The 25,510-nt window shown below is 34.1% G+C and carries 28 protein-coding genes; 5 read left to right on the top strand and 23 right to left on the bottom strand.

What is annotated here, in order from left to right; all coding sequences use genetic code 11:
• Positions 1-35: 35 nt before the first annotated feature.
• Positions 36-1,181 carry a phosphatidylserine decarboxylase gene (locus Q0893_RS13370; protein ID WP_299276441.1) on the bottom strand — a complete coding sequence of 382 codons (1,146 nt, stop codon included), beginning with the start codon at positions 1,179-1,181 and terminating at the stop codon, positions 36-38.
• Between the two features lie 165 nt (positions 1,182-1,346).
• On the opposite strand from Q0893_RS13370, the gene Q0893_RS13365 reads away from it, so the two are divergent.
• Together Q0893_RS13365 and Q0893_RS13360 are read left to right on the top strand one after the other, a co-directional pair.
• Positions 1,347-1,904 (top strand): TetR/AcrR family transcriptional regulator, encoded by a 558-nt coding sequence (locus Q0893_RS13365; RefSeq protein ID WP_298903162.1) that lies wholly within the window; start codon positions 1,347-1,349, stop codon positions 1,902-1,904.
• Between the two features lie 75 nt (positions 1,905-1,979).
• Positions 1,980-2,945, top strand: a complete 966-nt coding sequence (locus Q0893_RS13360; protein WP_299276435.1) for an alpha/beta hydrolase — start codon at positions 1,980-1,982, stop codon at positions 2,943-2,945.
• Between the two features lie 232 nt (positions 2,946-3,177).
• Here Q0893_RS13360 and Q0893_RS13355 read toward each other — a convergent pair whose 3' ends face one another.
• The 11 genes from Q0893_RS13355 to Q0893_RS13305 all read right to left on the bottom strand — a co-directional run bounded on the left by Q0893_RS13355 (position 3,178) and on the right by Q0893_RS13305 (position 10,493).
• Positions 3,178-3,630: a DUF1761 domain-containing protein gene (locus tag Q0893_RS13355; RefSeq protein ID WP_299276431.1), complete on the bottom strand. Its 453-nt coding sequence runs from the start codon at positions 3,628-3,630 to the stop codon at positions 3,178-3,180.
• 217 nt (positions 3,631-3,847) lie between these two features.
• Positions 3,848-4,288, bottom strand: coding sequence for an SRPBCC domain-containing protein (locus Q0893_RS13350; protein ID WP_299276426.1), 441 nt, complete (start codon positions 4,286-4,288; stop codon positions 3,848-3,850).
• A 12-nt stretch (positions 4,289-4,300) separates the two neighbouring features.
• Complete coding sequence (locus Q0893_RS13345) at positions 4,301-4,630, bottom strand: helix-turn-helix transcriptional regulator (RefSeq protein ID WP_298903168.1); 330 nt, start codon at positions 4,628-4,630, stop codon at positions 4,301-4,303.
• 114 nt (positions 4,631-4,744) lie between these two features.
• Positions 4,745-5,224 carry a hypothetical protein gene (locus Q0893_RS13340; protein WP_299276421.1) on the bottom strand — a complete coding sequence of 160 codons (480 nt, stop codon included), beginning with the start codon at positions 5,222-5,224 and terminating at the stop codon, positions 4,745-4,747.
• Positions 5,225-5,331: 107 nt separating this feature from the next.
• Positions 5,332-5,787: a DUF2750 domain-containing protein gene (locus Q0893_RS13335; RefSeq protein WP_298903170.1), complete on the bottom strand. Its 456-nt coding sequence runs from the start codon at positions 5,785-5,787 to the stop codon at positions 5,332-5,334.
• A 135-nt stretch (positions 5,788-5,922) separates the two neighbouring features.
• A complete protein-coding gene (locus tag Q0893_RS13330) occupies positions 5,923-7,650 on the bottom strand; it encodes a serine hydrolase (protein WP_299276416.1) in 1,728 nt (575 codons plus the stop codon).
• Positions 7,651-7,709: 59 nt separating this feature from the next.
• Positions 7,710-8,528, bottom strand: coding sequence for an AraC family transcriptional regulator (locus Q0893_RS13325; RefSeq protein ID WP_298903174.1), 819 nt, complete (start codon positions 8,526-8,528; stop codon positions 7,710-7,712).
• Positions 8,529-8,600: 72 nt separating this feature from the next.
• On the bottom strand, positions 8,601-9,044 hold the full coding sequence (locus Q0893_RS13320; RefSeq protein WP_298903175.1) for a hypothetical protein: 444 nt from the start codon (positions 9,042-9,044) through the stop codon (positions 8,601-8,603).
• 43 nt (positions 9,045-9,087) lie between these two features.
• Positions 9,088-9,585: a hypothetical protein gene (locus Q0893_RS13315; RefSeq protein ID WP_299276411.1), complete on the bottom strand. Its 498-nt coding sequence runs from the start codon at positions 9,583-9,585 to the stop codon at positions 9,088-9,090.
• Positions 9,586-9,748: 163 nt separating this feature from the next.
• The gene (locus Q0893_RS13310; protein WP_299276408.1) at positions 9,749-10,264 is read right to left on the bottom strand and encodes a GNAT family N-acetyltransferase; all 516 of its coding nucleotides are present in this window, start codon (positions 10,262-10,264) and stop codon (positions 9,749-9,751) included.
• The gene (locus Q0893_RS13305; protein ID WP_299276405.1) at positions 10,257-10,493 is read right to left on the bottom strand and encodes a hypothetical protein; all 237 of its coding nucleotides are present in this window, start codon (positions 10,491-10,493) and stop codon (positions 10,257-10,259) included. Before Q0893_RS13305 ends, Q0893_RS13310 begins: the two co-directional genes overlap by 8 nt.
• A 166-nt stretch (positions 10,494-10,659) precedes the next feature.
• Between Q0893_RS13305 and Q0893_RS13300 the strand changes: the two genes are divergently transcribed.
• Positions 10,660-11,070 carry an Lrp/AsnC family transcriptional regulator gene (locus Q0893_RS13300; protein WP_298903179.1) on the top strand — a complete coding sequence of 137 codons (411 nt, stop codon included), beginning with the start codon at positions 10,660-10,662 and terminating at the stop codon, positions 11,068-11,070.
• 18 nt (positions 11,071-11,088) lie between these two features.
• Here the strand turns inward: Q0893_RS13300 and Q0893_RS13295 are convergent, their stop codons facing one another.
• Positions 11,089-11,331, bottom strand: a complete 243-nt coding sequence (locus tag Q0893_RS13295; protein ID WP_299276400.1) for a helix-turn-helix transcriptional regulator — start codon at positions 11,329-11,331, stop codon at positions 11,089-11,091.
• 151 nt (positions 11,332-11,482) lie between these two features.
• Here Q0893_RS13295 and Q0893_RS13290 point away from each other — a divergent pair, with 151 nt between their 5' ends.
• Both Q0893_RS13290 and Q0893_RS13285 read left to right on the top strand, forming a co-directional pair.
• On the top strand, positions 11,483-12,739 hold the full coding sequence (locus tag Q0893_RS13290; RefSeq protein WP_299276395.1) for a hypothetical protein: 1,257 nt from the start codon (positions 11,483-11,485) through the stop codon (positions 12,737-12,739).
• An 8-nt stretch (positions 12,740-12,747) separates the two neighbouring features.
• Positions 12,748-13,266: a hypothetical protein gene (locus Q0893_RS13285; protein ID WP_299276388.1), complete on the top strand. Its 519-nt coding sequence runs from the start codon at positions 12,748-12,750 to the stop codon at positions 13,264-13,266.
• Positions 13,267-13,337: 71 nt separating this feature from the next.
• Here Q0893_RS13285 and Q0893_RS13280 read toward each other — a convergent pair whose 3' ends face one another.
• The 10 genes from Q0893_RS13280 to Q0893_RS13235 form a co-directional block, all read right to left on the bottom strand.
• On the bottom strand, positions 13,338-13,847 hold the full coding sequence (locus Q0893_RS13280; protein WP_299276383.1) for a lecithin retinol acyltransferase family protein: 510 nt from the start codon (positions 13,845-13,847) through the stop codon (positions 13,338-13,340).
• An 85-nt stretch (positions 13,848-13,932) separates the two neighbouring features.
• A complete protein-coding gene (locus Q0893_RS13275; protein ID WP_299276380.1) occupies positions 13,933-14,748 on the bottom strand; it encodes a hypothetical protein in 816 nt (271 codons plus the stop codon).
• A gap of 180 nt (positions 14,749-14,928) precedes the next feature.
• Complete coding sequence (locus Q0893_RS13270) at positions 14,929-17,148, bottom strand: AAA family ATPase (RefSeq protein ID WP_299276377.1); 2,220 nt, start codon at positions 17,146-17,148, stop codon at positions 14,929-14,931.
• A gap of 178 nt (positions 17,149-17,326) precedes the next feature.
• Positions 17,327-18,121, bottom strand: a complete 795-nt coding sequence (locus Q0893_RS13265; protein ID WP_299276374.1) for a hypothetical protein — start codon at positions 18,119-18,121, stop codon at positions 17,327-17,329.
• 330 nt (positions 18,122-18,451) lie between these two features.
• A complete protein-coding gene (locus Q0893_RS13260; RefSeq protein ID WP_299276371.1) occupies positions 18,452-19,255 on the bottom strand; it encodes a M23 family metallopeptidase in 804 nt (267 codons plus the stop codon).
• Positions 19,256-19,681: 426 nt separating this feature from the next.
• Positions 19,682-23,035 (bottom strand): preprotein translocase subunit SecA, encoded by a 3,354-nt coding sequence (gene secA / locus Q0893_RS13255; RefSeq protein WP_299276368.1) that lies wholly within the window; start codon positions 23,033-23,035, stop codon positions 19,682-19,684.
• 176 nt (positions 23,036-23,211) lie between these two features.
• Positions 23,212-23,433 carry a DUF2795 domain-containing protein gene (locus Q0893_RS13250; RefSeq protein ID WP_010177336.1) on the bottom strand — a complete coding sequence of 74 codons (222 nt, stop codon included), beginning with the start codon at positions 23,431-23,433 and terminating at the stop codon, positions 23,212-23,214.
• 150 nt (positions 23,434-23,583) lie between these two features.
• On the bottom strand, positions 23,584-24,159 hold the full coding sequence (locus Q0893_RS13245; RefSeq protein ID WP_298903197.1) for a cob(I)yrinic acid a,c-diamide adenosyltransferase: 576 nt from the start codon (positions 24,157-24,159) through the stop codon (positions 23,584-23,586).
• Positions 24,160-24,217: 58 nt separating this feature from the next.
• Positions 24,218-24,895: a type II CAAX endopeptidase family protein gene (locus tag Q0893_RS13240; protein ID WP_299276365.1), complete on the bottom strand. Its 678-nt coding sequence runs from the start codon at positions 24,893-24,895 to the stop codon at positions 24,218-24,220.
• Between the two features lie 187 nt (positions 24,896-25,082).
• Positions 25,083-25,508 carry a hypothetical protein gene (locus Q0893_RS13235; RefSeq protein ID WP_299276362.1) on the bottom strand — a complete coding sequence of 142 codons (426 nt, stop codon included), beginning with the start codon at positions 25,506-25,508 and terminating at the stop codon, positions 25,083-25,085.
• Positions 25,509-25,510: the final 2 nt, after the last annotated feature.

Raw genomic sequence — 25,510 nt, 5'->3', positions numbered from 1 at the left:
GGGTTCCATTCTCAGTCACTAGTTAGTCATTAAAATTAGAACGAGAATTGTGCTTTAGGCGCTTCTTTAGCGTCTAGTGTTCCAATGATTTGCCCTTGCGGAATCCTAACCGCAGGGAAGCAGCCTTTTTCAAATAATAAGATATTTAGTGAACCTCCATATTGAAAATAACCCACTTCTTCACCTTTAGTTATTGGTACTGGGTTTTCTGCAGTTATTGATCTGAATTTCTCTTTAAAAATTACAGAAGCAATGGTGTTTAATCCTACCGGAATCATGGCCACTTTGCCATATTTTTCGGTTTGAATGATGAGGTAACCACGTCTGAAATCTTCAAAAACACTGTAATCGTAACCATAACCTACATTACCACCATTAATGAGTTTAGGGAAATCTTTGATTCCAAAATAGTAACCAGAAACATCCGGATTAGATTCTATAACTTCACCTGCAACAGGTGCATGATACCTATGATATACGGTTGGCATTAAGATGCAAGAGACAGCTGTTCCTCCTTCAAATGCACTGGCAAATTGCGAGTTGTCTAAGAGTTGCTTTACGTTTAGTTTTTGTGTTTTTACCTGTAATGGTGTATCTAATGAGAGATTGTCATCAATCATATTGACAATGGCGTCGGCAGGAGAGACAACAACCGAATCATCTTGCGGACTGCTAATTGGTCGCATGCCTGGTTTGAGTTCTCTAAAAAAGAATTCATTAAAGTTTTTATAGCCGCCTTCTGGAATGATGTAATCATCCATTTTTGATCCTAATTCTTCCATCCAATGTTTCACCAAAGGAAGCGAATCTGGGCTGTCCATTTTTTGTCCGTTTAAATCAACAAAAGAATAGGTCATTTGATAGCCTGCAACAGACTGTACAAAGGCAAGGCCAGCTTCGTTTTCATAATATAACCAACTAAATTTTTGGATGTATTGTAAACCTGTAGACATATCAGGATTCCATATATACCAAGCTTTAAAGAAATTGCAAAGGTCATCAATGCTGGCATCTTTCCAGTGCTGTATAACACTTGGGTCTGTACCTTCTGGGATAGGTGTTATATTAGCTACGGCTGTATCGTATAATGTAGCAAAATCCTTAGTATTATCGGCATACCATTTTTGGATCATTTCGATAAATTCATCAATGGTGCTTACGGTAAGTTCTTCTTTGGTCATGATTTGTGTATTAAAGGTTATCACACAAAGTTCTATAAATCTGAAGATTGTTTTATGAGTGGATTTACCTGTTTACGAAACCAAAAACACATTAAAACCTGTTAACACTATGTTAAATAATAACCGAACGTTTGGTAAAATACTAAATTGTTTTACATTTGTACCATGAGACCACAGAAAGTACAAGATGAACAAATGTTAAACGGTTTAATGGCCGTTATGAGAGCCAAGGGCTATGATGGAGCTAGTCTTAAAGAGCTTTCCGAGGCTACGGGATTAAAAAAAGCGAGTCTTTATCATAGGTTTTCAGGAGGGAAGAAAGATATGGCGTCGGCTGTATTGGCACACCTAGAAGGGATAGTGAATACACATATTTATAAAGTACTTACCGATGAAAGCAGACCACATACTGAACGACTTGGAAAAGTTATTTCTGGTATTAATGATATGTATAAAGGCGGTTTAGAAACGTGCATGTATAGGTCACTTTCTCTCGATTCAGGAATTTCTTTATTTGGAGATCAAATAAAACAAGGCATAGATCTTTGGATTAATAGCTTTATAAGTTTTGGTATGGATAGAGGGATGAGCAGAAAAGAAGCGACTCAAAAAGCAAATCAAACGTTTATTGAAATACAGGGCAGTCTTGTGCTTTCAAAATCGATTGGTTCAACCCAGCCCTTTGCTGATGTTCTTAAAGCGATTAGAAAACGATATGAATAAAAAAATTTATCATAATATTTTACCGAATGTTCGGTAATTAATTCTTTTATAATTATTATTTAAACAATGAAAACAATGAAAACAATGAAAACAATGAAAACTTTTGTTATGATTTTTATCCTAAGCACATTTATGCTCAATGGACAATCAAAAAAAGGAATGGATACAAAAGAGAATTATCCTACCACGTATAATACGATTGATGTTGATGGTCTAGACATTTTTTATCGTGAGGCTGGACCAAAAAATGCGCCTACTTTAATTTTATTACATGGTTATCCTACATCATCACACATGTTCAGAAATTTAATAAAGGATTTATCATCAGAGTATCACTTAATTGCACCTGATTATCCTGGATATGGAAGAAGCGAACAACCTGCTATGAAAGACTTCGACTATACTTTTGAAAATATGTCAATCGTTATTGAAAAACTATTAGTGAAGCTCAACATTGAACGTTACAGTTTGTACTTAATGGATTATGGAGCGCCCATTGGGTATCGTATTTTTGAAAAGCATCCTGAACGTGTTCAATCTTTTATTGTACAAAATGGAAATGCTTATGAGGAAGGTTTAAAAGCGTTTTGGAATCCTTTACGAACTTATTGGAATGATTATACAGTAGCTAATGGAAAACCATTAGAGGGGTTTCATGCTTTGGAAGGATTGAAATGGCAGTATACACATGGTGTAAAGGACATATCTAAAATAAGTCCAGACAATTGGCATATCGATTTACAGCACTTAAGTAGACCAGAGAATAACGAGATTCAGTTGGCGATGTTTTATGATTATCGGACCAACGTAAGTTTATATCCAAAGTGGCAAAAATTATTTAGAAAGTATCAACCACCAACCTTAATTGTTTGGGGGAAGAATGATATTATTTTTCCTGCCGATGGCGCTTATCCGTATAAAAGAGATTTAAAGAATGTAGAATTTCACCTATTGGATACAGGACATTTTGCTCTTGAAGAGAAAGGGGAAGATATTGCTAATTATATATCTAAGTTTTTGAAGAAACATGTAAAAAAGTAATGTCTCAACATCAATAGAATACAACGTCCTGAGCAATCGCCTTGGGATGTTTTGTTTTATAGTGAAGAGGTGCTATATATTATACCATCTAACAAGTAAGTGTAGGGCAGGTCTAAAGGAAGTAAGGATAGAGCCCAAAATTATTTAAGGTACGCTCAAACGAATTGCCTTAGAGCATAAGTACTTTTCCGATGCCTCGTTCGGGAAAGGTCTTAGCAAGTATTGTGTTAAATTAAAAGCCTTCAGGCAATGGAACATTGTTCCAATGATTCATAGCGTCTAAGATTCCGCCCATTAAAGCAAGTGTAATAATCCAGTATAGTATGTTGATGCCCATATGTTTCCAGTTTCTTTGTCCGAATAATCCATTGACGACAATCACAGGAGTTACAGTTGTAATGGCAATGAACGTTCCATGCCAAGCGCCATGAGCAAAGGTGTCAAAATCACCTTCCTGATTGAAGCCAGAATTATTGAAATTCAGCAAGAAAGATGATAGTATAAAAGAGAGCACAATAGCTACGATAACGGTTACAATCCTATTGGTTTTTTTTACTGTTTTATCTGAAATGTCTATGGTACTCGTCCAAACTTTGCCAAACAGATTTTTATGATAATAAAGAAAACCAATACATAATGGCGTAATGCTAGCCAATGCCATTGAAAACCAGTTAATGTCATCCATAATACAAATCGTTTTAATCCTCTTTTTTGAAGAATTTATACACTAAATATATGAAATATATAATAGGAATTCCTACAATTGAAGAGTCAATCCTTATTTATTTTATGACTTTTTTTCCAAATACGGGAACTTCTTAAAGACCATTCAAAATGGATCTGTTTTTCTTACAAAGGACATGGTGCTCATCACAGAAATGCGATTGACATTGTTACTAAACCTACCAATACCTTAGCGCCTTGCCCTCTTCTAAATAGCCCTTTAAAGATTCGTGAATAAGGTATTTCCATCCACCTTCAAATTTCTCTTGCTTAAAGTCTGGGTTTGTAAAGGACTCTATCCCTTCATGAGTGAGTTTTACTTTGGTACTTTCACCATGTTCAGACAATTCGAAGGTTACAAAAGATATGCCTGGATACCCTTCATAGCGCCATGAGTATTTGAGTTTTTTTAAGGGAACTACCTCTAAAACTTCACACAAGTGCATATAACGTTTGTTTTCTTCACCACCTTCAAATTGGAATTTGCAACCCACTTCAGCTTTAAATTCTGGGATATCGAAATACCATTTTTTCATTAGTTCTACTTCAGATATGGCACGCCAAACGCGTTCTAAAGGCGCTTTAAATTCTTGTTCTAAAATGAGTGGTGAATGTTCCATGTTCGTTATGATTTATAATTCGTTTTTAGGTTTAGATTCTAATTCATCCAATAACTGACCAAGCTGATTGAGTTTTCCAACCCACATACTTCTAAAATGTTGTAGCCAATCGGTAATTTCTGTGAGTTTTTCGGCTTGGAGATTACAATAGCGTTCGCGACCTTCTTTTTTTATCGTAATCACGCCACATTCCTGTAAATACTTGATATGTAGCGATACGGCCTGTCTGGTCATATCAAACTTATCTGCCAAGGCATTGACGTTTTGTGATTGATTGGTTAAAGACATGAGTATACCACGTCTAGTCGGATCTGCAATAGCATTAAATATATCTCTTTTCATAATCGTTTTAAATACGCAAGCGTTTACTTGCAAATATAAATGCAAGTTTTTACTTGCGCAAATTTTTTGAAAATTATTTTTTTATAAGGAGAGAAGATGACGTGGGAGTGATTCTTAAGGGTTAACCGTATTTTGAAGTAATTCTGTTAGAAACCGAAGTAGGATGTCTGGTTCTGAAAAGAGCTTTTTAGAATACAGCCAATTTCGTCGTATACCTATATTAAAAGTTCCTGTACTGGCTTTATAACCTGGGTTTACAGAATAATTTTTAGACTCTAAGATACGTGCAGCTTGAGCTTTGCTAATGACCCATTGTATACCGCCTTTATTGGGTCTTGTATCTTTTAAGCTGCAAATAAGTCCTTCAGTTCCAATTTTAAGTGTGGTTTCTTGCTTTGATGTAAGGAACACGGTAAGCTCTGTGATTTTGGCATTTTCGGTATCATCAGATGTGGTACCAACACTGACTTCCTCTTGGTCTGGTGTTTTAAGAAATGTGCGATAAGCAATAACTGCTGTAATCACAGCTGTAGCCGCCATAATAACCTGCGAAGAAGTGTTGATCCAATCTAAGTATGTGTATAATGGTGTCATTGTTCTTAAAAACGTCGTTTGTAACTAGAACTAAGTTAGTAAAAGAAAATGAGTTGCGTGTTTTTATGGTAATCGAATGTGTACATGCATCATTAACTGCTGGTGTTTTATTCAGTTACTTCTTTTATTTGGTTTTCTAAGTCGTTGATTCCATTAAACTTTCTAAAATTCAAATCTTTTCCTATTGATCTTAATTCAGTTATTAATTCAAGAATTACATCCAATGGTTCAGCTTCAAATCCGAACAGATTTTGGTCAAATTCTGTTCCTATTAGCAGTCCGTCATTTGCCATTCCAACGCACCAATTTTCCATAAATTCAGATAATGCGATTTCAGTTACTTTATAATTTTTCCATTCGTCTTTTGCGCAAGATTTAGCACGAACTTTTTCTGCCCAAAAACATATGAGTTCAATCGGATTTCCATTGTCATCCTCATATTGAGTCGAACTCGATGTAGCGAATCCGTTTTTACTTTTCAATCCGTAAACTATTTCGTTTTCAGAAACTGTTTTTATGAATTTTAGATGTCGATTTTTAAGTGTTATAGAATCTTGGAACATAGTTTTTTGCTAGTAGATAAAGTGTTTGAGTATGCTTTTAGGCTAGAACTAAGTTAGTAAAAGGAAATGAAATTGAGGGAAATCTGAAAGGATTTACAACGATATATGCAGTAAGTAATTGAATAAGTTTATCGTTTATTCCAGGATAGCTGGAAGAATGTATTGCACTAGTATTTTTTCAGGTTGCTGAAATTTCCCATTTCCAAAATTTCCCGAGGTTATGACAACTACCGAATCTAGCTCGGGAATCACAAATATATACTGTCCTCCAGCTCCTCTAGCTTCAATAGATTCAATCTCTTGATTAGCTACGACATAGGTTTTATGCCACCACAAGTAGCCATATTCGTTGTTATCACTTGTATTCTCTAAACGTAGATATTTTTGAAAAGAGTTATTGACCCAATCTTCTGAAATAATCTTTTGTCCATTCCAGTGCCCTTTATTAAGATAGAGTTGTCCAAATTTCAACATATCTCGAGGTGTTAAGTACATCCCACCTCCAAAATAAGGTGTTGTTGAGGTGTTTTCGGTTTGGATAATATAATTTGAAATACCTAAAGGAGCCAAAAGTTTTTGATCCATATATGATTCCAGAGGATAATCTAATTGTTCATTCAAGCATACGCCAAGTAAAAACGGGTTTGCAGAACCATAAAAGGCGTGAGTTCCTGGTGTATTGATCATGGAAGCATCCATTACTGTTTTTAACCAATCATTTGAATTTTGATAGCTGCCTTCAGAAGCGGTCGAATTTCTATCTATACCAAAATCGATGGCATCTATTCCAGAGCTCATCGTTAATAGGTCTTTAATTCTAATTTTAGATCTTAAGGGATCTTTAGTGTTCTGATAGTCTTGAGGTAAGAGCTCATTTATAAGTTGCTCGGTATTTTTTATAATATGGTCGTTAACAGCAATGCCTATCATAGACGAAGCAATGCTCTTTGAGGCCGAACGCTGATCGTGAGGAATAGCAGAATTGTAGCCATCAAAGTAGGCTTCAAACACTAATTTGTCCTGCCTTGCAATAAGAACACTATGTGTATTGACCAAAGACTTTTTATTGATACTGTCAATCATTCTAATTAAAGGTGATGCTTTGATATCTAACTCTTGAATGCTAGCTGTGACCCAACCATCATTGGTTTGTATTGGTTTTTTAGTGCTTTGATTTAGGGGGCCATTAGAACTAATCTTGTTTAAATCCACATCAGAGCGTATCAAATTAGTAATGGCCATCGTTTTTTCAGATAGCATAATTTCTAATTGGATTTTATCGGTAAGCAATGTGGCCTTAAATTTCAATCCTGTTTTATAATCACGAAAAGATATAATGTTATTGTTCCTAACAAACTGGCTGGCCCAAGTTCCCGTAAATCGCTGATCTCCAAAAACGGGATACGTAGCAAAACTACCGTCGTCATAATTTTCAAAACTTATAAAAACAGATTGGGATTGCAGGCTATCAACCATAAACGGATTCCAAGTACCTGTAAATTCATTATTTTGAGTTTTTCTTAAATTGACATGATACATTAAAATTCCAGAGGTTATGAATCCAGCTATTTCTGTGGTATCGTTGTTATAAGAAAGGTTAAAATGTGTATGCTCATCGAGACTAAGTTGAATACGATCATTATGCGTTGATATCAATTTTTTATTGATAGTTCCTACACCATTGGTAATGGTAAGATTGTAGGTATTAGAATCTAGATGTTCTATGGTTATATCGAAATTGAACGTATGGATGTTTTCTAGCGTGCCTTCCCAATTTCCTTCATAATTTTTTAAATCATTTTGTGCACAACTTAGAAAAGTAAATGCTAATAGAAATGGAACAGCTAATAGGTGTTTAGTCATAATTTAATGTTTATTAAAGCCAAAAGTAGTTGATTAAAAACACTAAAACTTGTATCAGATTAACATGACTTGTTTTTATTGAAATGCTTTCTATAAGCACTTGGATTCATGTTGAAATAGGATTTAAACACACGATTAAAATGACTTTGATCTGAAAAACCTGCTTGGTAAGCAATTTGAGTCAATGAGTTATTCGAATCAAATATAAGTGGAATGGCTTTTTTTATTTTCTCTTGTCTTATGTATTCTCCAAGACTAGTATTAAGGTATTTTGATGCAGATCGAGAAATATGTACAGGATGAACGTTTAATTGCTCTGAGAGGTATTGAAGGCTTAATTGAGATGTGTCATAATGCAATAGTTCTTTTAATTCAAAAATCCAGTTCGGAACCGTTTTACCGTCACTTTCTTTAGAATCACTTAAGGCATCGCAAATTTGTAATACTAACAGTTCAACCGATACATTGCTGAATTCATCAGAACGCATAAATTCATAGTATAGCTTTGCAAAAAGAAAATGTATATGCGGATTTTGAACTAGCAAACTACCTTCAAACAGATTTAAGTCTATGCCATTTGTTTTGAACCAATCTTTTTGAAATTCTAAATGAAAACCGCTAGCCGCATGTGAGTGTTTAATACCATAATGTACCTCTTGCCAATTATTAAACATTAAACTTCCCGAAGGGCATCGTGTTTTTACTTTCGCATTACAGTCAATCATATTGCCATGCAAAACGAACATGAAGTATGGGTTTTCATGGTAATGCCAATCTGTTTTATCTATTGTATAGTTATATTGAGATAATAAGATACCGTTAAAAGATACCTCCGAATTTTGATTTCCGTAATACTCACCTTTAGTTAATATTTTCATTTTTATTGGGCTTGTACTAAGGTAGCAAAAGAAAATGAACTTTGGGACGTACAACTTTTGTTATAAATCAGTCTATATATGGACTATTTCAACAATAGTTAGCTCTTTCATGATTATCGAATAAATAGGCCTTCCATAAAAACGGAAATAGTTTCTTTTCTTTGAAGCTACGATTTCGGTATCTATATCATGGCTATTGTTGTCTTTATCGGGAATTAATAGGCCAATAATTATACAATTGGCTATATCTATTTTAGAGTTCGGTGTGTTTGAAGCCTCTTCTAATATCCTATTAAAATTTTCTTCGAGTCGCTTAAAATAGGATTTCTGGTAATCAGTAACATTTCCATTGGTTGTTGGTAGATCAATTTTAATGGGATAGCCTAAACTTTTAGAATAGACATTTCCGCGATATGCATATTCGCCATAGTTCTGACTATATTTTAATTCACCAATACCATCAATATAGTCGAGTTGCTCTTTTGGTTTAGGTTTTGAAAAGTCAAATAATCCCATGGGTTTTCTGAAATGGTTTGGTCGGTTGTTAAGGTTATGGCTTTTACGCTTCGGTTTTAAAATGTTGTCCGGTTTTAAATCCGAAATAGGGAAGAAAAACCAACAATACAATTTTACTTATAAAAATAATAGTCAATAATGAACCATGCTTTCCTGCGGTGTTTCCTGGACTCTGTTCAAGGTTTGTGGCGCTTAGTGGAGGATATATGGCCCATCCAGAATCTTGTTGAATAAAGGAATCTACCATGGAGCCAATTCCGTTTAAAACGACAATTAAAAGTATCGTAGAGAGTATTAAAATGAGGTTAGCGCTTAAATTTTTGAAGTGTTCTCTTAAAGATCGAATACTGTAAACGAGGAAGCATATAAAGACGGCAGTTAGTACTGTAAAATGTAAATTGGAAATGACATAATAGGTGTCGTGAATATTGATGTCGATTACAGCTTCAGATTTAAATCCGTTAATACCATAAACGACTAGATTCAAAACTAGAATTAATGCAATTGTTCCAATGAACCAATACACTTCCTTTTTTTTCATAATTGTTTGACTATTTGTTTATGCGTACCACAATTTATCCGTTTTATGGTTAGTGCCTAAGGTAGCAAAAGAAAATGAGCTTGAGGAAGTCTGCGAGGATTTTGGTAATTATGCGAGTACTAGCAATGAGCGATATATGGCGTTGGCCGTAGTTTTTATAGTCCTATACTTTTTTTGAGAACACTATATTTTCATATGCTTTTCCATTGACGAAAAAATTTAAATCTCCAACATTTTTAAATTCATTTTTTTCATAGAATCTAATGGCTCTCTTGTTTTTTATGTACACTGTGAGCCACATCGTTTCTAGTTGTAATGTTTTGGCTTGATTTTCAGCAAAGGTTAGAAGTTGTTGTCCAATTTTTAACGGGATAAAATCATTTAGGATGAAAATGCGTTCCAATTGACAACTGTTTTCTGATGTCATGTATTTGTTTGACGCTTTTAGTACTAATTTGGCATAGCCAACAGGTAAATCATCTACATAGATAATATAAAAGCGTTGATTGGGATTGTTTATATGCTGTTTGGTTTTAGACACTGAAAAATTCTCATTAAGGTATGTTGAAACATCATTTTTATCTTCGATATAATGCCCATGAGATTCGGCCCATGTTAGTCGACCTAAAAGTGCTAAAATGGCTGTATCTGCTTCTGTAGCTATTTTTATATTAATCATTGCTATTCTTATTTAGTCGTAGTCTTCTTAAGTGATATCCATGAAGCAATACTGCAATGATACATCCAACAATTATTGGCGTTGCAGCAATTAGTGCGCCATATAAAATGTAAATGATATTAGCGATTAGTGAGATTAGCCTGAGTTTATATTCGCCTTTGGTAGACATTGAATATAAGTTGATCACTAAACCTGCGTAACCAATACAATCAATTAAAAATGGACTCATGTTTTATCGTTTTCTGTTAGACTATGTAAGGTTGGTAACTATTTTTCTTAAAATCAGTGTAACAAATATAGAAAGCAATATTTTGTTTTTAGTTTATAATCGAATTAATAATTGTATATTTGATTTCGATTATATCGAATAAATGATAATAAAATTTTGATTACAAATGGATGCACTGGATAAAAAGATACTTGAAATGCTAACAATTAATGCTAGAGAGAGCTTTGCTAATATTGGAAAAGACGTTGGTTTGTCGGCTCCTGCTATAGGCAAGCGCGTGAGGCAAATGGAAGAGGATGGTATCATAGAAGGCTATGCTTTAAAAGTTAATCATGAAAAATTAGGCATAGAGACCAAAGCCTATATAACATTAGTTGTACACCGAGAACAAAGAGGATCATTAGATGCTCAAAAACAAATACAGGCCATGGAAGAAGTGCAAAGCTGCCATAGAATTACTGGTGATGATTGCTTATGTGTTTTGGGCTATTTTAGAAACAATAGGCATCTTATTTCCTTTCTTGAAAAAATCTCAGCGTATGGTGCGTCTAAAACGAGTATTATTTTAGAGGCGTGATTTGTGTTTTGGGAGGATTCAATCCTTCTTTTCATTTAAGACATCAAGTAACAATACTAGAGATGTGTCAAGACCATGACTAACCTTTAATAAGGTTTTTAGTGTGGCAGATGTATGTCCATTTTCGAGGCGTTGGATAGAGCGCACATCAATATCAGATTTCACAGCAAGCTCTTCTTGCGTGATGTTTTGTTCAGCACGTAACGCCTTAATGCGTTTTCCAATTCTGGTGATAATGTCCTCTAATTCTAACTTTTTCATTACAAGCGGAGTGAATGATAAATGAAAAATAGAGGTTAATTGATAATATAAACACGACAAATTTGTCGTGTTGTCAAAATAATTTATATATTTGGTCATAATCATTGATAATCAGGGTCTTTACTTCTGACTACCTTAAAAAAAATACTTTATGAAAACACTTTGCTCTAAAATTTGTATTGCTCTTTTGTTACTTACTAGTATAGGATGTAGCGAAAAAGAAATACAGCACGATGAAACACAATTTGAACAAATAAGACTTCCAATAGTTTCTGAAAAGGTCAATTTCGAAAGGATACCACACTACAATAGAATTGTAGAACGACTTAATAAACTACACGAAAAGTTCAACAACAAGAGCGCATTAGCTAGAGATGGCGACGATGAAATGCTAAGCATTATTACCGAAGATGTCTTATATACCCAATATGATAGTACACATACTTATACCTTTAAAATTTTAAGGGAACAGCCACAGGCTTATGTGGAAAATCTGGTATTTCATTATAATCTTGATGCAGATGATTATGACGAATATTTAGTGCAATATCATGTTAATGCACAAGCGTTTTTAGAATTGAGTACTAACGGACTCCTTCAAAGCTCAAAACAAGTTACAATGACGACCTTAGACCAAGGTTTTTTTGATGGCAACTTAGTCAATAGAGATTGTGAGAGAGTTTGCGAAACCATTTATGTGACTTGTGAGTGGGATTTTCACGACGAAAGTAATATTGGTGATTGGACTAATTGTAATTCCTACGGAACAAGTGGAGGGCCATCTACTTACCAATCGTGTAGTACAACTTGTGATGATAGTGGTGGAGAAGACGAAACCATTGACGATGGTGACTCTGGTGGTGGCGGGAAAGGTGATGTGATTACCAATCCGAATACTAACGAGCCTTGTGATACTGTAAATGGAGGTATTGGGATCTCTGGTGATACAGGAGAATGTTTCGATGTATTTATTCATGTTTTAGACGAGAATAATCCAAGTTGTGATAGTTTTAATTTCTCTCAAGTTGGAACAACAAGTTGGCAGTGTGCAGCCGTATCTGGTGTACAAGAAACCTTTTCAGTTTTTAGCTGGACAGAGCTCGCCTATTATGAAGTTACAGGTATTTTTGTACAGCCACTATATTTTCAAATGCCAGGAACAATGACTTCAACTTGGGCAGCCGAGAGAAGCGCAGATGCATTAAGAGAAGCATTTATTAGATTTGATGTATATTACGATAGACATTACAATGATGGTTATGCGGCTCTTGAGATTGTATTGAGAGAGTTTATTGTAGAAGAAATGCAGGAGTATGGCGGAACTATGACATTAACACCACCATTAGGTTTTGATGGTGAGGTTTCAGCATATGAAACAACCATTTGGGGTAATGGTAACTGTGATTAAATTATAATATGAAAAGTTACATACCACTCATAACAATTATTTTACTATTTATGACTCATAAAATCGATATCAATTTTTTAGATACGGCGTTTAATCAAAGCCATTTCGTAAAAACAGATAAGCACTTAGTATCTTCTGAAACTATTAAATACGATTATATGTTGGATGATGCTATCACATATCGGTTGTGGGGCTTTAAGTTAGATCAGCTCTATCTCAATGAAACGAATGGAAAAGTGACCTCTTTTAGAGCGAAACTAAAAAGCATAGATGATGGCTTTTATGACGTTATGGCCAATACGTTAGGAAAACCCAGAAGTATTACTTTTCTGGATAAAGAAACCGATAGCTTGTTTAAAGCTAAATTTTTAAAAGGACTCATAAAAAAAGACTCCGATATCCCTTACAAAAAAATAAAGTCTTGCCATTGGTATCAAAATGATACGATCGTTATTAACTTTTATAATGCCAAAAAGAGTAACCTGTCTAGATATGATGGGATTGAGGTTTCGGTTTCGACTAGGTGAGAGCCTAGAGGGTTTTTTGGGTATGCACAGAATAAGCAATTGACTATACATGTTGTTGTGCTTTCGTGCTTTTATTTTTTTTCAGCAACGTCTTTCAAAAATGCACCTAATAGTAATAAGCCTACAGCTATTGCACCAGATTTGGCCTTTTTATTTACAATAGCATCTATGGCTGCACCCGTAGCAACAGTTAATGCAATGTTTCCTGCTTTATTAACTTGATCGCTTCTATGTTCTCCAGTATGTACCCAGTTTTTAAAATGTTCGCAATTATTGCTAACATAATTATAAGCTCTTTCTCCTACTCTTGATAATGCTCTTCGAGTTGCTTTTTGTCTTTGAAATTCATTTCCATAGAACTTTTGAATGGCCGTTGGTTGAAGAGTTTTTAATACTTCTTTCATTTCTGAATGGGATACTTCTTTCACTCCATCTTTATAATTTGCCACAAAGATTGGATTGTTACCTCTATACCCAACGAATATTGCAAAATGGTCAACCATTCCCAATACTTTTTTTCTTAAGACAACGGCATCAGCTTCTCTTAAGTTATTACTCATAATAATTGTTTGTAAATTCATTTTTTATTTTTTTTAGATTATTCCACAAACCTATGATATAATTGTATTGACTTTAAGCGGACAATGACCATTGTCTTTTCAGAGTCTATTTTATTATCAAATTCTTTTCAATGATTAAGGTTAGTTTATTCCTTATTTCATTATATCTAACAGGATTTTTTTTAATTCTTTCATGTTCTTTGTTTATCGCTTTTTTAATTAAAAAAACATCTTCATTATCCACAGAATACTGTGTTAAAGGTGCAAAATGGCCACTTGTACCTTTTGGTTTTATCAATTTTTTATTTTTTAGAAGCTGAAAGAACACAATTATTTCGTCTTTAAATTCTTTGTTGAATTTAACATAGAAACTACTAGTTATTGGCTTAAATAGTTTTTTAAATTCTTTGATTGAATATATGATTTTTTTATCGGCTAAATCTCTAGTTATTTCATCAAGTTCCGATTCTTTTCCAAGCCATTCATAATAAGTTTTTTTTGCTACAAATCTGGGCTTCAAAACTTTAGTCTTTTCTAGACCAAGAATTTGTGTTAGTGTATTATAATCATAACCTCTGTATTCACAGGCGATTTTTAAGTTTTCTATTATCTCATCTATTATAATATCTGAATTATCTTGAATAGAAATTGTTTTTATATAGTCTTGAAAAATATCACTTAACAAATATTCAATTTGTTTTTTTTCATTACGATTTTTAATGTTTGATATTACTCCATTTATATCGTTTAATATTATTCCAGATATTTTTGGTAATTCCTTGAATTCATTTTCATTTAACCTCTCATTTATACTATGAATAGCGTTAGTAATAATACTATCAAGATTATGTTTAATAAGAAGAAAGTGTAAATCATCCGAATTTTGATAATTTTCTAAAATATTAAAAAGAGTCTTATTCATTTATTTGTTCACTTGTTTTTGAAGATTTCTGGTATTACATACAAAGGTCTAGTATAAGAATAGCAGCAGATTTTCACACACTAACTTTTCGGTTTATTACCGCCCCGTATTTTATAAACTATCTTTGGTTTAAGCACCAAAACCGCTATTTTTATATACGTTGTTGTGCGTTCATGCTTTTTATTTTATCATTTTATTATAATGTTCTTCATAACCTGCTGCCTTAAATAATTCTGAAAATCCATCTTTAAAATCATTATAGTCAAATTCCTTAAAGTCAAATATATTTTGTCCTAAAGAATGGGATTCTCTGTTTATATATCTATAAAAAGCTTGAAATTTATTCGTGTTAAGTGGCTTTTGTCTGAAGAAGTTGTTTAAATCTTTTTTCTCTACAAAATTGAAGAAATACTCAATTATGTTTCTCATACAATTTGCAATCAATGCTGGTGGCTGATTTTCATCTTTAATAATAAACCAATATGCCTGATAGTCATTTTGAATTTCTTCATATTTCATTCTTTGAAAGCGACTACCATCATTGTTTTTTATAAGTCTAAATAGTTTTTGAGTTTCTTTTCGTTCATCATGCTTTGTCTCGGTAATCTCGTAAAAGAAGTAAAGACTATGAGTTAAAATAAAAACTTGCTCATACTTATAATTCCAAACATTTACTTTTTCTCCAGTTGCTTCATCTTTTTTTGTTTCTTTTTTTCCAAAAAACTCGTTTTTAATTAGTCTTCCAATATTGAAAACATAAATATGGGAAAGACTAGAAATAGGGTCGTCAATAACAATTATTTTCTTTTTTCCTGTTTCAGTAGCATCTTGTTTTCCTCTACACATTTCTAAAAAGTACAAGAAGCTTATTATCATTTTTTCTCCTTCACTAAGTGAACGAAATACTCTTTCTCTATTTTCTCCTCTAACTATTTTGTAAAGGTTTTCTTCGTGGTTTTCAATTTTAAAATCATTAATTCCCAAGTCAATTAATCCGTCATTAATATTTGCAATTGCTTTTTCAATATTAACTGTTTTTTTTTGTTGTTCGGATATAATTGACCTTTGTCCAAGAATTGTGTTTTTAAAGCCTTTAATAGCTGTACTAAGCGAATCTGTTTTGATTTTTGATGTGCCTTTATCTGAAAGATATGAACTAATTGTTTGGTCGTAATCCGAACGCATAATTTGCCAAAAAGTCTTTTTTATTGCTGTTTTTACAGTCGCTTTTTCATCAATTTTATCATTATGTTCTTTAATCGAGGCGTTAATTTTACTTATAATTTCATTAACTTCTTCTAATGATTTTGTTGAGCCTTCAAGAGTTTGAGATACACTTGGATTTTTTACTTTTTCATCAATCTTTTTTCTATTTGATTCAACTAACTGATAAAATATATTAAATTTAATTTCAAAATCTTTCTTAAATGTTTCAAATTTAGGATTGGCTTCAAAAGTTGTTATATTAGGTATTTGTAGAATAGCTTGTTTGTATTCTTCGAGTAATTTTTTTATAGAATTTATATCTGCTTCATACGAAGCATCAAAGTATTCCTTGATATTTTTTATTAAATCGTTTGAAATGGTTTTTTCTTGACAAAAAGGGCAATCCTTTTTTTCTTCAATAGGTTCTTCGGGAAGAAACTTTAATCCCGATTTCACCCAATCAGAATTGCCTAATTTTGTGATTAGTTCAGAAATACTACTATTTTCGTTACCCACAATTTGTTTATCAAAAACCTTTTCAGTTTCAATACTTGAAGATGAGAATGTAATTTTAGGAATGTAGGAATATTTTTGGGCATTTTGTCCCATAATTGCCTGAACCTCATTTTTTAAATCCTCAATGTTTTTATTGGGTTTGTCAGCAGGCTTTGTTAAACCTTGGATATGATTAAATAAATTATCTTTTGAGCCTTTATGACCTTCCAAACAAAATTCAAGAACACGGTCTCCACCACTATAATCTGTTTTAATTTTCCAAACAGCTTGTTTGGCGTTTTCAAACTTCTTATTTATGGAAGTTTTTTCAGTTTCTAGCTCTTTGTTTTTTTTATCTTTTTCTCGGTCAAGTGTCTCAATTTCTTTTTGAGCACTAGCAATTTTTATAACTGCTTCTTTATTTTCCTTTGAAAGAGTGAAAATTCCTTTTAAGCTTTCAGATTCGAAAAAGTTTTCTCGGATAAAAGTTTGATTATATACAAGAATTTCGTGATTCTCATCTAATCCTACAACAGAGCAATCTTTATATTTTTGATCTTCTCTTTTTAAAAGATAATTAGACAAAGTACTTTTTCCTGTACCATTTAAACCATAAATAAGATTTAAAGCTTTATCTGTTTCTAAAGTCGCTTGACTTTTGTAGCTCGCTACTTTATTTAGATCTATTTTGGTTATCATTTATTAGTCAATTTTTTCTTTGACGAGAGATTGATCGTATGACGCACAACGGTCTCGGCTATGAGTAGTTACGTGGTTTAGCACTTAACTTTGCAAGCACACACCAAGCTGAAAATCCGTGATGATTTTCAGAAGTAGGCGAGAACAAGCAATTACTTATAGCCATTGTTAGCAGACGTTATTGTTTATCTCCTTTAGCAGACTCATCAGTTGTAATTGTATTGAAACTGATATTAATTCCTAATCCCAACCATAAATTTCCGTTATGTACCCAATCAACGTCCCTATCATTTACTCCTAAATTGTCCCAACCAAGAAACAAACCAATATTTGCAAATTTAGATGGTTTAACAACGACTCCGCTAGAAACTGTAAATGCTGATGCCGTTCTTTGGTCAGTTACGTTACTATTATTTGAGTTCAAATTAACACCTGTTAAACCAATCCCTAAAGATAAATCAATCCAAGAATTTTCACTTGCTCTCTTTCCAAATCCAGCAACTAAATTAGCTTGTAAAGAAAGACTAGATTCAAAATCAAAATCATCTCCACTTCCCCTTAATCTAAATGGGATAGTATATACACCAACACTAGTACCTTTATATCTTTTGTAAAGTGATTGAGTTATTCTTTTGAATGATTCAGAAGATAGTTCAAAAATTTTATTATTATAATCAGTAGCTTTTTGGTTTGCAGATACGGTCTTCTTTCCTAAAAATCCATTTCTAGTCGTGATGTTGTCAGGATAATTCCAATATTTAATATAAACAGTTTTTAAATCGTTTGACATTCCTACAACGGTTACTTTACTACCTTTAAATATTTCAACTTCTTGAGTATCTCCTTTTTCTTTCATAGGCGAAAAATCTTCAATTATGTTAGTTGTAAATTGGTAACTTCCTTTTTCTATGTCTGTTTGTGCATTCAACGTAAGTCCAAAAAGGACAAGCATCAGTAGTGTAAAATTTTTCATTTTAGTCAGTTTTTATAATTACAAGGTCATATTATTTTTCGATTTGTAAAATACCCACTAGTAGGTACTTAATGTTTGCTAACTCCTCATATAAGGAACTTAATTCCCGTTTCAGGTAACATAACACCCAAACAGAAATAATTCTCTTTTCTACAACCCATAAAGCTACTACATTACCAAATACAATGTATAGGTATATATACCTGTATTTTAAGTAAAAATGCCTGTTTGTGCTTGTAGCGCTAAAGTATAGACTTAGATATAAAACACATTACGGAAACCCTTACTTTTAGTAAGGTTTTTAATAAAATTGTCGTTGATATGGTGGTTTTAAGATTGCGGTTTCTTAGCCCAAACCCCAGAGCGTTTGCCAAGATCTTTTTTCTCTTTAAACTGGATGGGAATCGCACTTCTAAAATTGCGAATGACGAAATGCAAATGTGGCGTTGTAGAATACCCTGTATGTCCCGAAATACCAATAGGTTGTCCGGCTTCTACAATATCGCCTAAATTCACCAAAACACCATTGGTATTTAGATGCACATAAAAGGCTATAGTGCCATCATCATGATAAATAAGAATCTGATTGGCCTTATCTCTATACGATGCTCCACCATGCTCTGTAAAATGATCTACGGTTCTAATAACGCGTCCGCGACGTGCTGCAACAACGGTGTCACCAATAGGCATTTTAAAATCAATAGCGTAGTACGATTGGTCACTTCGGTGTGATAATCGCCCACCATAAGCCTGAATGACCTTATAGCGCTTACCTTTTAGGAAAGGAAGCTCATAGTCTACATGTTTTATAGAGTCTTTATGGAGTTTCTTTCCGTAGGCCATAGACAGTTTAAGATGCGTACTTACTTTAAAACTGGAATCTGTAGCTATCGCTTTTGGGAATTTAAAGATTTCGACTAGCGAATCTTTAGGACTACAAATAAAGTCTCCTGTGTCGATACCAGCATCGAGTTCAGATAGTTTTTTTACCGATAAGGTAATAGGAGCGTAGGTATGATTCACAAGTGTATACGTCAATAAAGAATCGGTTTCGCTTTTGGTAAAACTCACCTCTTGAGCATGTAATCCGCAATGGAAAAGAAAGATTATTATACTTAAGCCTAATTGTTTCATAACTATGATTTTAAAAGAGACACTTCGACTACGCTCAGTGTGACATACGCCTGAGTGAATTGCCAAATGTCGCTTAGCGACCACTTCGACTGCGCTCAGTGTGACAATGCTACTTTACGAAAGAGTAAACAGTGTCAAACATCGTTTTTCCGTCGGAGTGAGTTGTCAAATGTCGCTTAGCGACCGCTTAGTGACAGTTTAGCGACCAGTCTAATATAGTGATTTTATGTTTTTTTACGCCATAGGAGATTTTAGCAATTCCTAAGTGCTTATAAAAAAATCCCGAGCCAACAGCTCAGGATTTTATTATATTTATAAGACACTTCGACTGCGCTCAGTGTGACATGCTAACTGAATTTTACATCTGAGTAAGCTGCCAAACGTCACTTAGTGACCGCTTAGCGACTGCCAAATGTCGTTTAACGACTAGTCTTCTACGAGAACCCATTCGCCTTTAGCGATTAAAGGTTCGGCTTGCTTGTACTTTACGACTTTATTTTCACCGCTCATCACATGCTTGATAGTCACACGATCATTACGTCCAATTTTCGGTCTGTCGCGAACAATCGTTTCTACAACCTCAGGCTGACGTTGCGTATTTCCTGCCGCACGACTTTGTGCTGCACGCTCGTCCATATTAGGAATCTCTTCCTTCTGCGTTTCTAGTTTCTCTTGCTTACGTGCTTTAGCCTCTTGGATGTTATTTTGTGTTTCCGAAGGTAATTCACCCTTAAATAAGAATGAAATCACATCTTTATTCACCTGATCAATCATATCTTTGAAAAGCTCAAAAGCCTCAAACTTATAGATTAATAAAGGATCTTTTTGCTCGTGAACCGCTAATTGTACAGACTGCTTTAACTCATCCATTTTACGTAAATGCGTTTTCCAAGCATCATCAACAATAGCTAAAGTAATGTTCTTTTCAAAATCGTTAATTAACTGCGTTCCTTTAGTTTCATAAGCCTTTTCAAGATCTGTAACAACCTGTAAATTCTTTACACCATCCGTAAACGGAACCACGATACGCTTGTATTTATCACGTTGGTTGAGATAGACATTTTCTATCACAGGAAACGCCAGTTCTGCATTACGTTGCATTTTCTGTCTGTAATGCTCAAAAGCAGCTTTATAGACTTTTCCAGCGATATCTTGGAATGACAGTTTTTCGAATTCAGCTTCGGAAATTGGCGAGCTCATAGAGAAGTATCTGATGAGTTCGAATTCGAAATTCTTGAAATCGTTAGACTCCTTATTAGACTCTGCAATCCCTTCCGAAGTATCATAAATCATATTAGCTAAGTCTACACGAAGACGCTCACCTTGTAAGGCATGACGACGACGTTTGTAAACCACTTCACGTTGGGCATTCATCACATCATCATACTCCAATAAACGCTTACGAACACCAAACTGGTTTTCTTCCACTTTTTTCTGTGCACGCTCTATCGATTTTGAGATCATAGAATGCTGAATCACTTCACCTTCTTTTAATCCCATTTTATCCATCATTTTGGCAATACGCTCACTACCAAATAAACGCATAAGATTATCTTCTAACGATACATAAAACTGCGAACTTCCTGGATCTCCTTGACGACCAGCACGACCACGTAACTGACGGTCAACACGACGCGAATCGTGACGTTCTGTACCAACAATGGCCAAACCTCCAGCTTCTTTTACAGCATCACTTAATTTAATATCGGTACCACGACCTGCCATATTGGTTGCAATCGTTACCTGTCCTGGTTGTCCAGCTTCGGCAACAATATCGGCTTCCTTTTTATGAAGTTTCGCATTAAGAACGTTATGAGGTACTTTTCTAATGGATAACATTTTTCCAAGCAACTCAGAAATCTCTACGTTAGTTGTACCAATTAATACAGGACGACCAGCTTGAGATAATAGTGTTACTTCATCAATAACGGCATTGTACTTTTCACGTTTCGTTTTGTACACTAAATCTTGTCTGTCATCACGTGCAATAGGTCTGTTGGTAGGAATTTCTACCACATCCAATTTATAAATTTCCCAGAATTCACCAGCTTCGGTAACCGCTGTACCTGTCATACCAGACAGTTTGCGATACATTCTGAAATAGTTCTGTAGTGTTACTGTAGCAAAGGTTTGCGTAGCATCTTCAATCTTTACATTTTCTTTGGCTTCAATGGCTTGGTGTAATCCGTCACTATAACGACGACCATCCATAATACGACCTGTTTGCTCATCAACAATCATAACTTTATTATCCATAACAACATACTGGATGTCTTTTTCAAATAAAGCATATGCTTTTAGTAATTGGTTGAGTGTATGGATACGTTCCGATTTAATTCCGAAATCTCTAAACAACTCTTCCTTTTCGGCTGCTTCCTCTTCTTTTGATAAGCCTTTGGCTTCAATCTTAGAAATCTCCATACCAATTTCTGGCATGACGAAGAAATCTGGATTCTCTTTTCCAGAGAGGAATTCGACACCTTTATCTGTTAATTCTACCTGATTATTTTTTTCCTCGATAACGTAGTAGAGCTCTGCGTCAATTTTTGGCATCTCTCTGTTGTTATCTTGCATGTAGAAGTTTTCTGTTTTTTGAAGTAGTGCCTTGATACCTTCCTCACTCAAAAATTTGATTAAGGCTTTATTTTTAGGAATACCTCTGTAGGCTCTTAATAATAAGAAACCACCTTCTTTAGTATCACCTTCGGCAATCAATTTTTTGGCTTCGGCTAAAACGCCAACCAATTCTTTACGTTGTACATTAACAATCGTATCAACCTTAGGTTTTAATTCTGTGAACTCATGACGATCCCCTTGCGGAATAGGTCCAGAAATAATTAATGGCGTACGCGCGTCATCAACTAATACAGAATCGACCTCATCAACAATAGCATAGTGATGCGGACGCTGTACAAGATCGTCTGGCGAATGTGCCATATTATCTCTTAAGTAATCAAAACCAAATTCGTTATTTGTTCCGTAGGTAATATCGGCACGATAGGCTTTACGACGCGCTTCAGAGTTTGGCGTATGATAATCGATACAATCAACACTCAAGCCATGAAACTCAAAAATAGGAGCCATCCACGCGCTATCACGTTTTGCTAAGTAATCGTTAACCGTTACTAAGTGCACACCATTTCCAGCTAAAGCATTTAAGTATACAGGAAGTGTTGCCACTAAGGTTTTACCTTCACCAGTTTGCATCTCTGCAATTTTTCCTTGGTGCATTGCGGCTCCACCAATAAGCTGAACATCATAATGAATCATGTCCCAAGTAATAGGCTTACCTGCAGCATCCCAAGAATTTGCCCAAACGGCCTGATCGTTTTGTAAAGTAACATACTCTTTATCACCAGAAATTAAGCGATCAAACTCATTAGCCTGAACAGCAATTTCTGTATTATGAACAAAACGCTTTGCAGTTTCTTTAACCACACCAAATGCTTCTGGCATAATAGTATTAAGAACCGTTTCAGTTACTTCGTAAATGTCATCTTTGATTTTATCTATTTCAAGGTAGATGTCTTCACGTTTGTCAATATCATCAGTAGCCTCGGCATCTTTTAATAATTGATCTATTTGGTCTTGAAGCGGTTTACGTGCTTCTGCAATTTTGTCCTTGAACTCGGCCGTTTTGGCTCTTAATTGATCGTGTGATAATTGCTCAAGTGCACTTTCAAAAGATTTCACTTGTTCTACAATAGGAGTAAGCGCCTTGACATCTTGCTTGGCTTTATCTCCTACAAATACTTTAAGTACTGAATTTAAAAAACTCATTTGTGTTTATTTATGTTATTAGAAACGTTGCGGACAACGTTTAATCTTTAAAATTCTGGAATTCAAAGATATGATTTGTGTTAGTTATACTGAAAATTTCAGGCACAAAAAAAGCCTCATTTAGAGACTTTTTAACTTTTCTTTTATGTAAAATGTAATTTTTGTTTCAATTACCTTTAATACTCATCTTCATTCCATAGATAATCTTCGTCTGTGGGATAATCTGACCAGATTTCTTCAATGGAATCGTAAGAGTCGCCTTCGTCTTCTATCGCTTGTAGATTTTCAACAACTTCCAGAGGAGCTCCTGTTCTAATAGCGTAGTCTATTAATTCGTCTTTTGTTGCTGGCCAAGGTGCATCACTTAAATAAGATGCTAATTCTAATGTCCAATACATTTCTTAGTGTGTTTATTTTTTTGCAAAAATAAAATTATAGTTCAAAAAGTCAAGAAAAAATCGAATTAATTAAATAATAATTTAAAAGAACTTACATTTTCAATCGTTTAAGCCTAGTAGAACTGTTAATTTATTCTGCAAAGTGGTACTCTAGGATTCTTTCTTAGGAATCCATTTTACTTCTTCGGCTTGCAAATCATGTGACAACTTTCGTGCCAATACAAATAGGTAGTCAGAAAGTCGGTTGAGATAGGTTAAACTTTCAGGCTGAAAAGGTTCTAAATCGTTAAGCGCACTAGCAAGACGTTCGGCTCTACGGCACACACAGCGTGCAATGTGACAGAATGACACAGTTTGGTGTCCACCAGGCAATACAAAGTGTGTCATTGGAGGAAGCGCTTCGTTCATCGTATCCATTTCTTGTTCGAGTTGCGTAATATCGGCTTCGGAAATTTTAGGGATATTTAATCGGTCTTTTCCATTTTTGAGTGTCGCTTTTTCAGGATCTGTTGCTAAAATAGCCCCAACTGTGAATAATTTGTCCTGAATATCAATAAGCACATCTTTATAATGATTATTAATATTTTGGTCTCTAATAAGTCCGAGATGCGAGTTAAGCTCATCTACGGTTCCGTAGCTGTCAATCCGAATATGGTGTTTAGGAACACGTGTGCCACCAAAAAGTGCTGTAGTTCCTTTGTCACCTGTTTTTGTGTAAATTTTCATAGATGCAAGTTAAAAAGTAATAAGAGAACAGGCAAAGGTTTTGGATAGCTTCTTGAAACTAAGCTAGCGTTACCCAAAAATTCCAACTCATATGAAACAAGATCGAAGGCACAAATGACTTTGATTTATAATAGAGAAGCGCTGAGATAAGGCCTCCAAAAAATGTGATGTAAGTTAAATGAAAATCGAGATGTAATAACTCTGATTCAGGGAAAAATAAGGCCACAAGTTGCAAGTGAATAAGACTAAACAATAACGAAGATATCAAGATGGCAAGTTTTGGTTTAATATGTCTATTTAGACCTTCTTGGATATAACCTCTAAAGAATAACTCTTCTGCCAACGGGATGAATATTACGGTAGAAATCAACATATAAAAATCGATGTTGGCTACATCAAAATCGTAGACAATATTGATGTTTGTATTAAAAAGAGCATTGTATATGTCGTTTAAAGGAGTTTGAATGAAAACGAAAGAAGCACCAAGAGCGATGGCAATAAATGCATATCGTTTGGGAACCTTAAAAAAAATGAGAAGTTTCTTTTTGTAGATTAAGAGCAATAAAATAAAAATAGCAATGAGCTCCAATGCTGTTGCAATAGGGAAAATGAATTTATAGTATTTAATTGCTAAGTCTTCAAATGCTTTGAAGAATAGTTGGCTAAAGCCATAAGAAATTAACTCAAGAAAAACTATAAAAAGTAATGTTGCTAAAACATATTTTAGTGATTTCATAACTATTTTGGTTCTCTATTACCGAAAAAAACCGAGAACATATTTTGTAATGTAGTCTTTAACGTTTAAAGCGTCGTTTGTTCTTTTTCTTTTCGTAAGAATCTTTATACTTAGTACGCTTTTGCCGAAAGGGATTCCCAACAAAAACAATAATGAGTACGATAATTATAATGTATACGATCAAAATCTAATGTGTGTTTTGGTAATAATTTGCAAATGCGCTAAAAATATAAAGAAATCGCTGATTGATTTGATCGAATTCTTTTTGCCAGCCATTATTCTTCGATAACATGTGAAACCTGCCTGGAATCTTATTGGTTCCGGAAAATTCTTCCGATAGCTTATCTAATTCACTCCCATTTTTTTCAATTATGGCCATTTTGTAGTTTGCAATTTGGTCATCGAATAGTTCAAAATTGCTAAAATCTTTAGACGTGAATTTAGAATTGTTATGGTGTTTTTCTAAAATCTCATCTAATACTGAAATGAGTTCATCTTCGAGTTGGTTAAGGTTAAGACCTTTATAGAATTCTAAATTAAACTTATTCTTATCGTCCAAAAACGTCAGTAAAAAACCAACGACGCAAATGGCAATACATCCAAGTATAGACATTG

This window comes from uncultured Psychroserpens sp. (assembly GCF_947494225.1).
Classification (GTDB): domain Bacteria; phylum Bacteroidota; class Bacteroidia; order Flavobacteriales; family Flavobacteriaceae; genus Psychroserpens.
This window is presented reverse-complemented; position numbering and strand designations above follow the sequence as displayed.

Excerpts from the sequence above, each read along its gene's own strand:
- Q0893_RS13290 (WP_299276395.1), top strand. The coding sequence starts at position 11,483 with ATGAAAACACTTTGCTCTAAAATTTGTATTGCTCTTTTGTTACTTACT.
- Q0893_RS13355 (WP_299276431.1), bottom strand. The coding sequence starts at position 3,630 with ATGGATGACATTAACTGGTTTTCAATGGCATTGGCTAGCATTACGCCA.
- Q0893_RS13295 (WP_299276400.1), bottom strand. The coding sequence starts at position 11,331 with ATGAAAAAGTTAGAATTAGAGGACATTATCACCAGAATTGGAAAACGC.
- Q0893_RS13245 (WP_298903197.1), bottom strand. The coding sequence starts at position 24,159 with ATGAAAATTTACACAAAAACAGGTGACAAAGGAACTACAGCACTTTTT.
- Q0893_RS13350 (WP_299276426.1), bottom strand. The coding sequence starts at position 4,288 with ATGGAACATTCACCACTCATTTTAGAACAAGAATTTAAAGCGCCTTTA.
- Q0893_RS13270 (WP_299276377.1), bottom strand. The coding sequence starts at position 17,148 with ATGATAACCAAAATAGATCTAAATAAAGTAGCGAGCTACAAAAGTCAA.
- Q0893_RS13265 (WP_299276374.1), bottom strand. The coding sequence starts at position 18,121 with ATGAAAAATTTTACACTACTGATGCTTGTCCTTTTTGGACTTACGTTG.
- Q0893_RS13275 (WP_299276380.1), bottom strand. The coding sequence starts at position 14,748 with ATGAATAAGACTCTTTTTAATATTTTAGAAAATTATCAAAATTCGGAT.
- Q0893_RS13315 (WP_299276411.1), bottom strand. The coding sequence starts at position 9,585 with ATGAAAAAAAAGGAAGTGTATTGGTTCATTGGAACAATTGCATTAATT.
- Q0893_RS13365 (WP_298903162.1), top strand. The coding sequence starts at position 1,347 with ATGAGACCACAGAAAGTACAAGATGAACAAATGTTAAACGGTTTAATG.
- Q0893_RS13280 (WP_299276383.1), bottom strand. The coding sequence starts at position 13,847 with ATGAATTTACAAACAATTATTATGAGTAATAACTTAAGAGAAGCTGAT.
- Q0893_RS13235 (WP_299276362.1), bottom strand. The coding sequence starts at position 25,508 with ATGTCTATACTTGGATGTATTGCCATTTGCGTCGTTGGTTTTTTACTG.
- Q0893_RS13340 (WP_299276421.1), bottom strand. The coding sequence starts at position 5,224 with ATGACACCATTATACACATACTTAGATTGGATCAACACTTCTTCGCAG.
- Q0893_RS13240 (WP_299276365.1), bottom strand. The coding sequence starts at position 24,895 with ATGAAATCACTAAAATATGTTTTAGCAACATTACTTTTTATAGTTTTT.
- Q0893_RS13335 (WP_298903170.1), bottom strand. The coding sequence starts at position 5,787 with ATGTTCCAAGATTCTATAACACTTAAAAATCGACATCTAAAATTCATA.
- secA (WP_299276368.1), bottom strand. The coding sequence starts at position 23,035 with ATGAGTTTTTTAAATTCAGTACTTAAAGTATTTGTAGGAGATAAAGCC.
- Q0893_RS13345 (WP_298903168.1), bottom strand. The coding sequence starts at position 4,630 with ATGAAAAGAGATATATTTAATGCTATTGCAGATCCGACTAGACGTGGT.
- Q0893_RS13320 (WP_298903175.1), bottom strand. The coding sequence starts at position 9,044 with ATGGGATTATTTGACTTTTCAAAACCTAAACCAAAAGAGCAACTCGAC.
- Q0893_RS13310 (WP_299276408.1), bottom strand. The coding sequence starts at position 10,264 with ATGATTAATATAAAAATAGCTACAGAAGCAGATACAGCCATTTTAGCA.
- Q0893_RS13370 (WP_299276441.1), bottom strand. The coding sequence starts at position 1,181 with ATGACCAAAGAAGAACTTACCGTAAGCACCATTGATGAATTTATCGAA.
- Q0893_RS13285 (WP_299276388.1), top strand. The coding sequence starts at position 12,748 with ATGAAAAGTTACATACCACTCATAACAATTATTTTACTATTTATGACT.
- Q0893_RS13325 (WP_298903174.1), bottom strand. The coding sequence starts at position 8,528 with ATGAAAATATTAACTAAAGGTGAGTATTACGGAAATCAAAATTCGGAG.
- Q0893_RS13250 (WP_010177336.1), bottom strand. The coding sequence starts at position 23,433 with ATGTATTGGACATTAGAATTAGCATCTTATTTAAGTGATGCACCTTGG.
- Q0893_RS13300 (WP_298903179.1), top strand. The coding sequence starts at position 10,660 with ATGGATGCACTGGATAAAAAGATACTTGAAATGCTAACAATTAATGCT.
- Q0893_RS13360 (WP_299276435.1), top strand. The coding sequence starts at position 1,980 with ATGAAAACAATGAAAACAATGAAAACTTTTGTTATGATTTTTATCCTA.
- Q0893_RS13305 (WP_299276405.1), bottom strand. The coding sequence starts at position 10,493 with ATGAGTCCATTTTTAATTGATTGTATTGGTTACGCAGGTTTAGTGATC.
- Q0893_RS13330 (WP_299276416.1), bottom strand. The coding sequence starts at position 7,650 with ATGACTAAACACCTATTAGCTGTTCCATTTCTATTAGCATTTACTTTT.
- Q0893_RS13260 (WP_299276371.1), bottom strand. The coding sequence starts at position 19,255 with ATGAAACAATTAGGCTTAAGTATAATAATCTTTCTTTTCCATTGCGGA.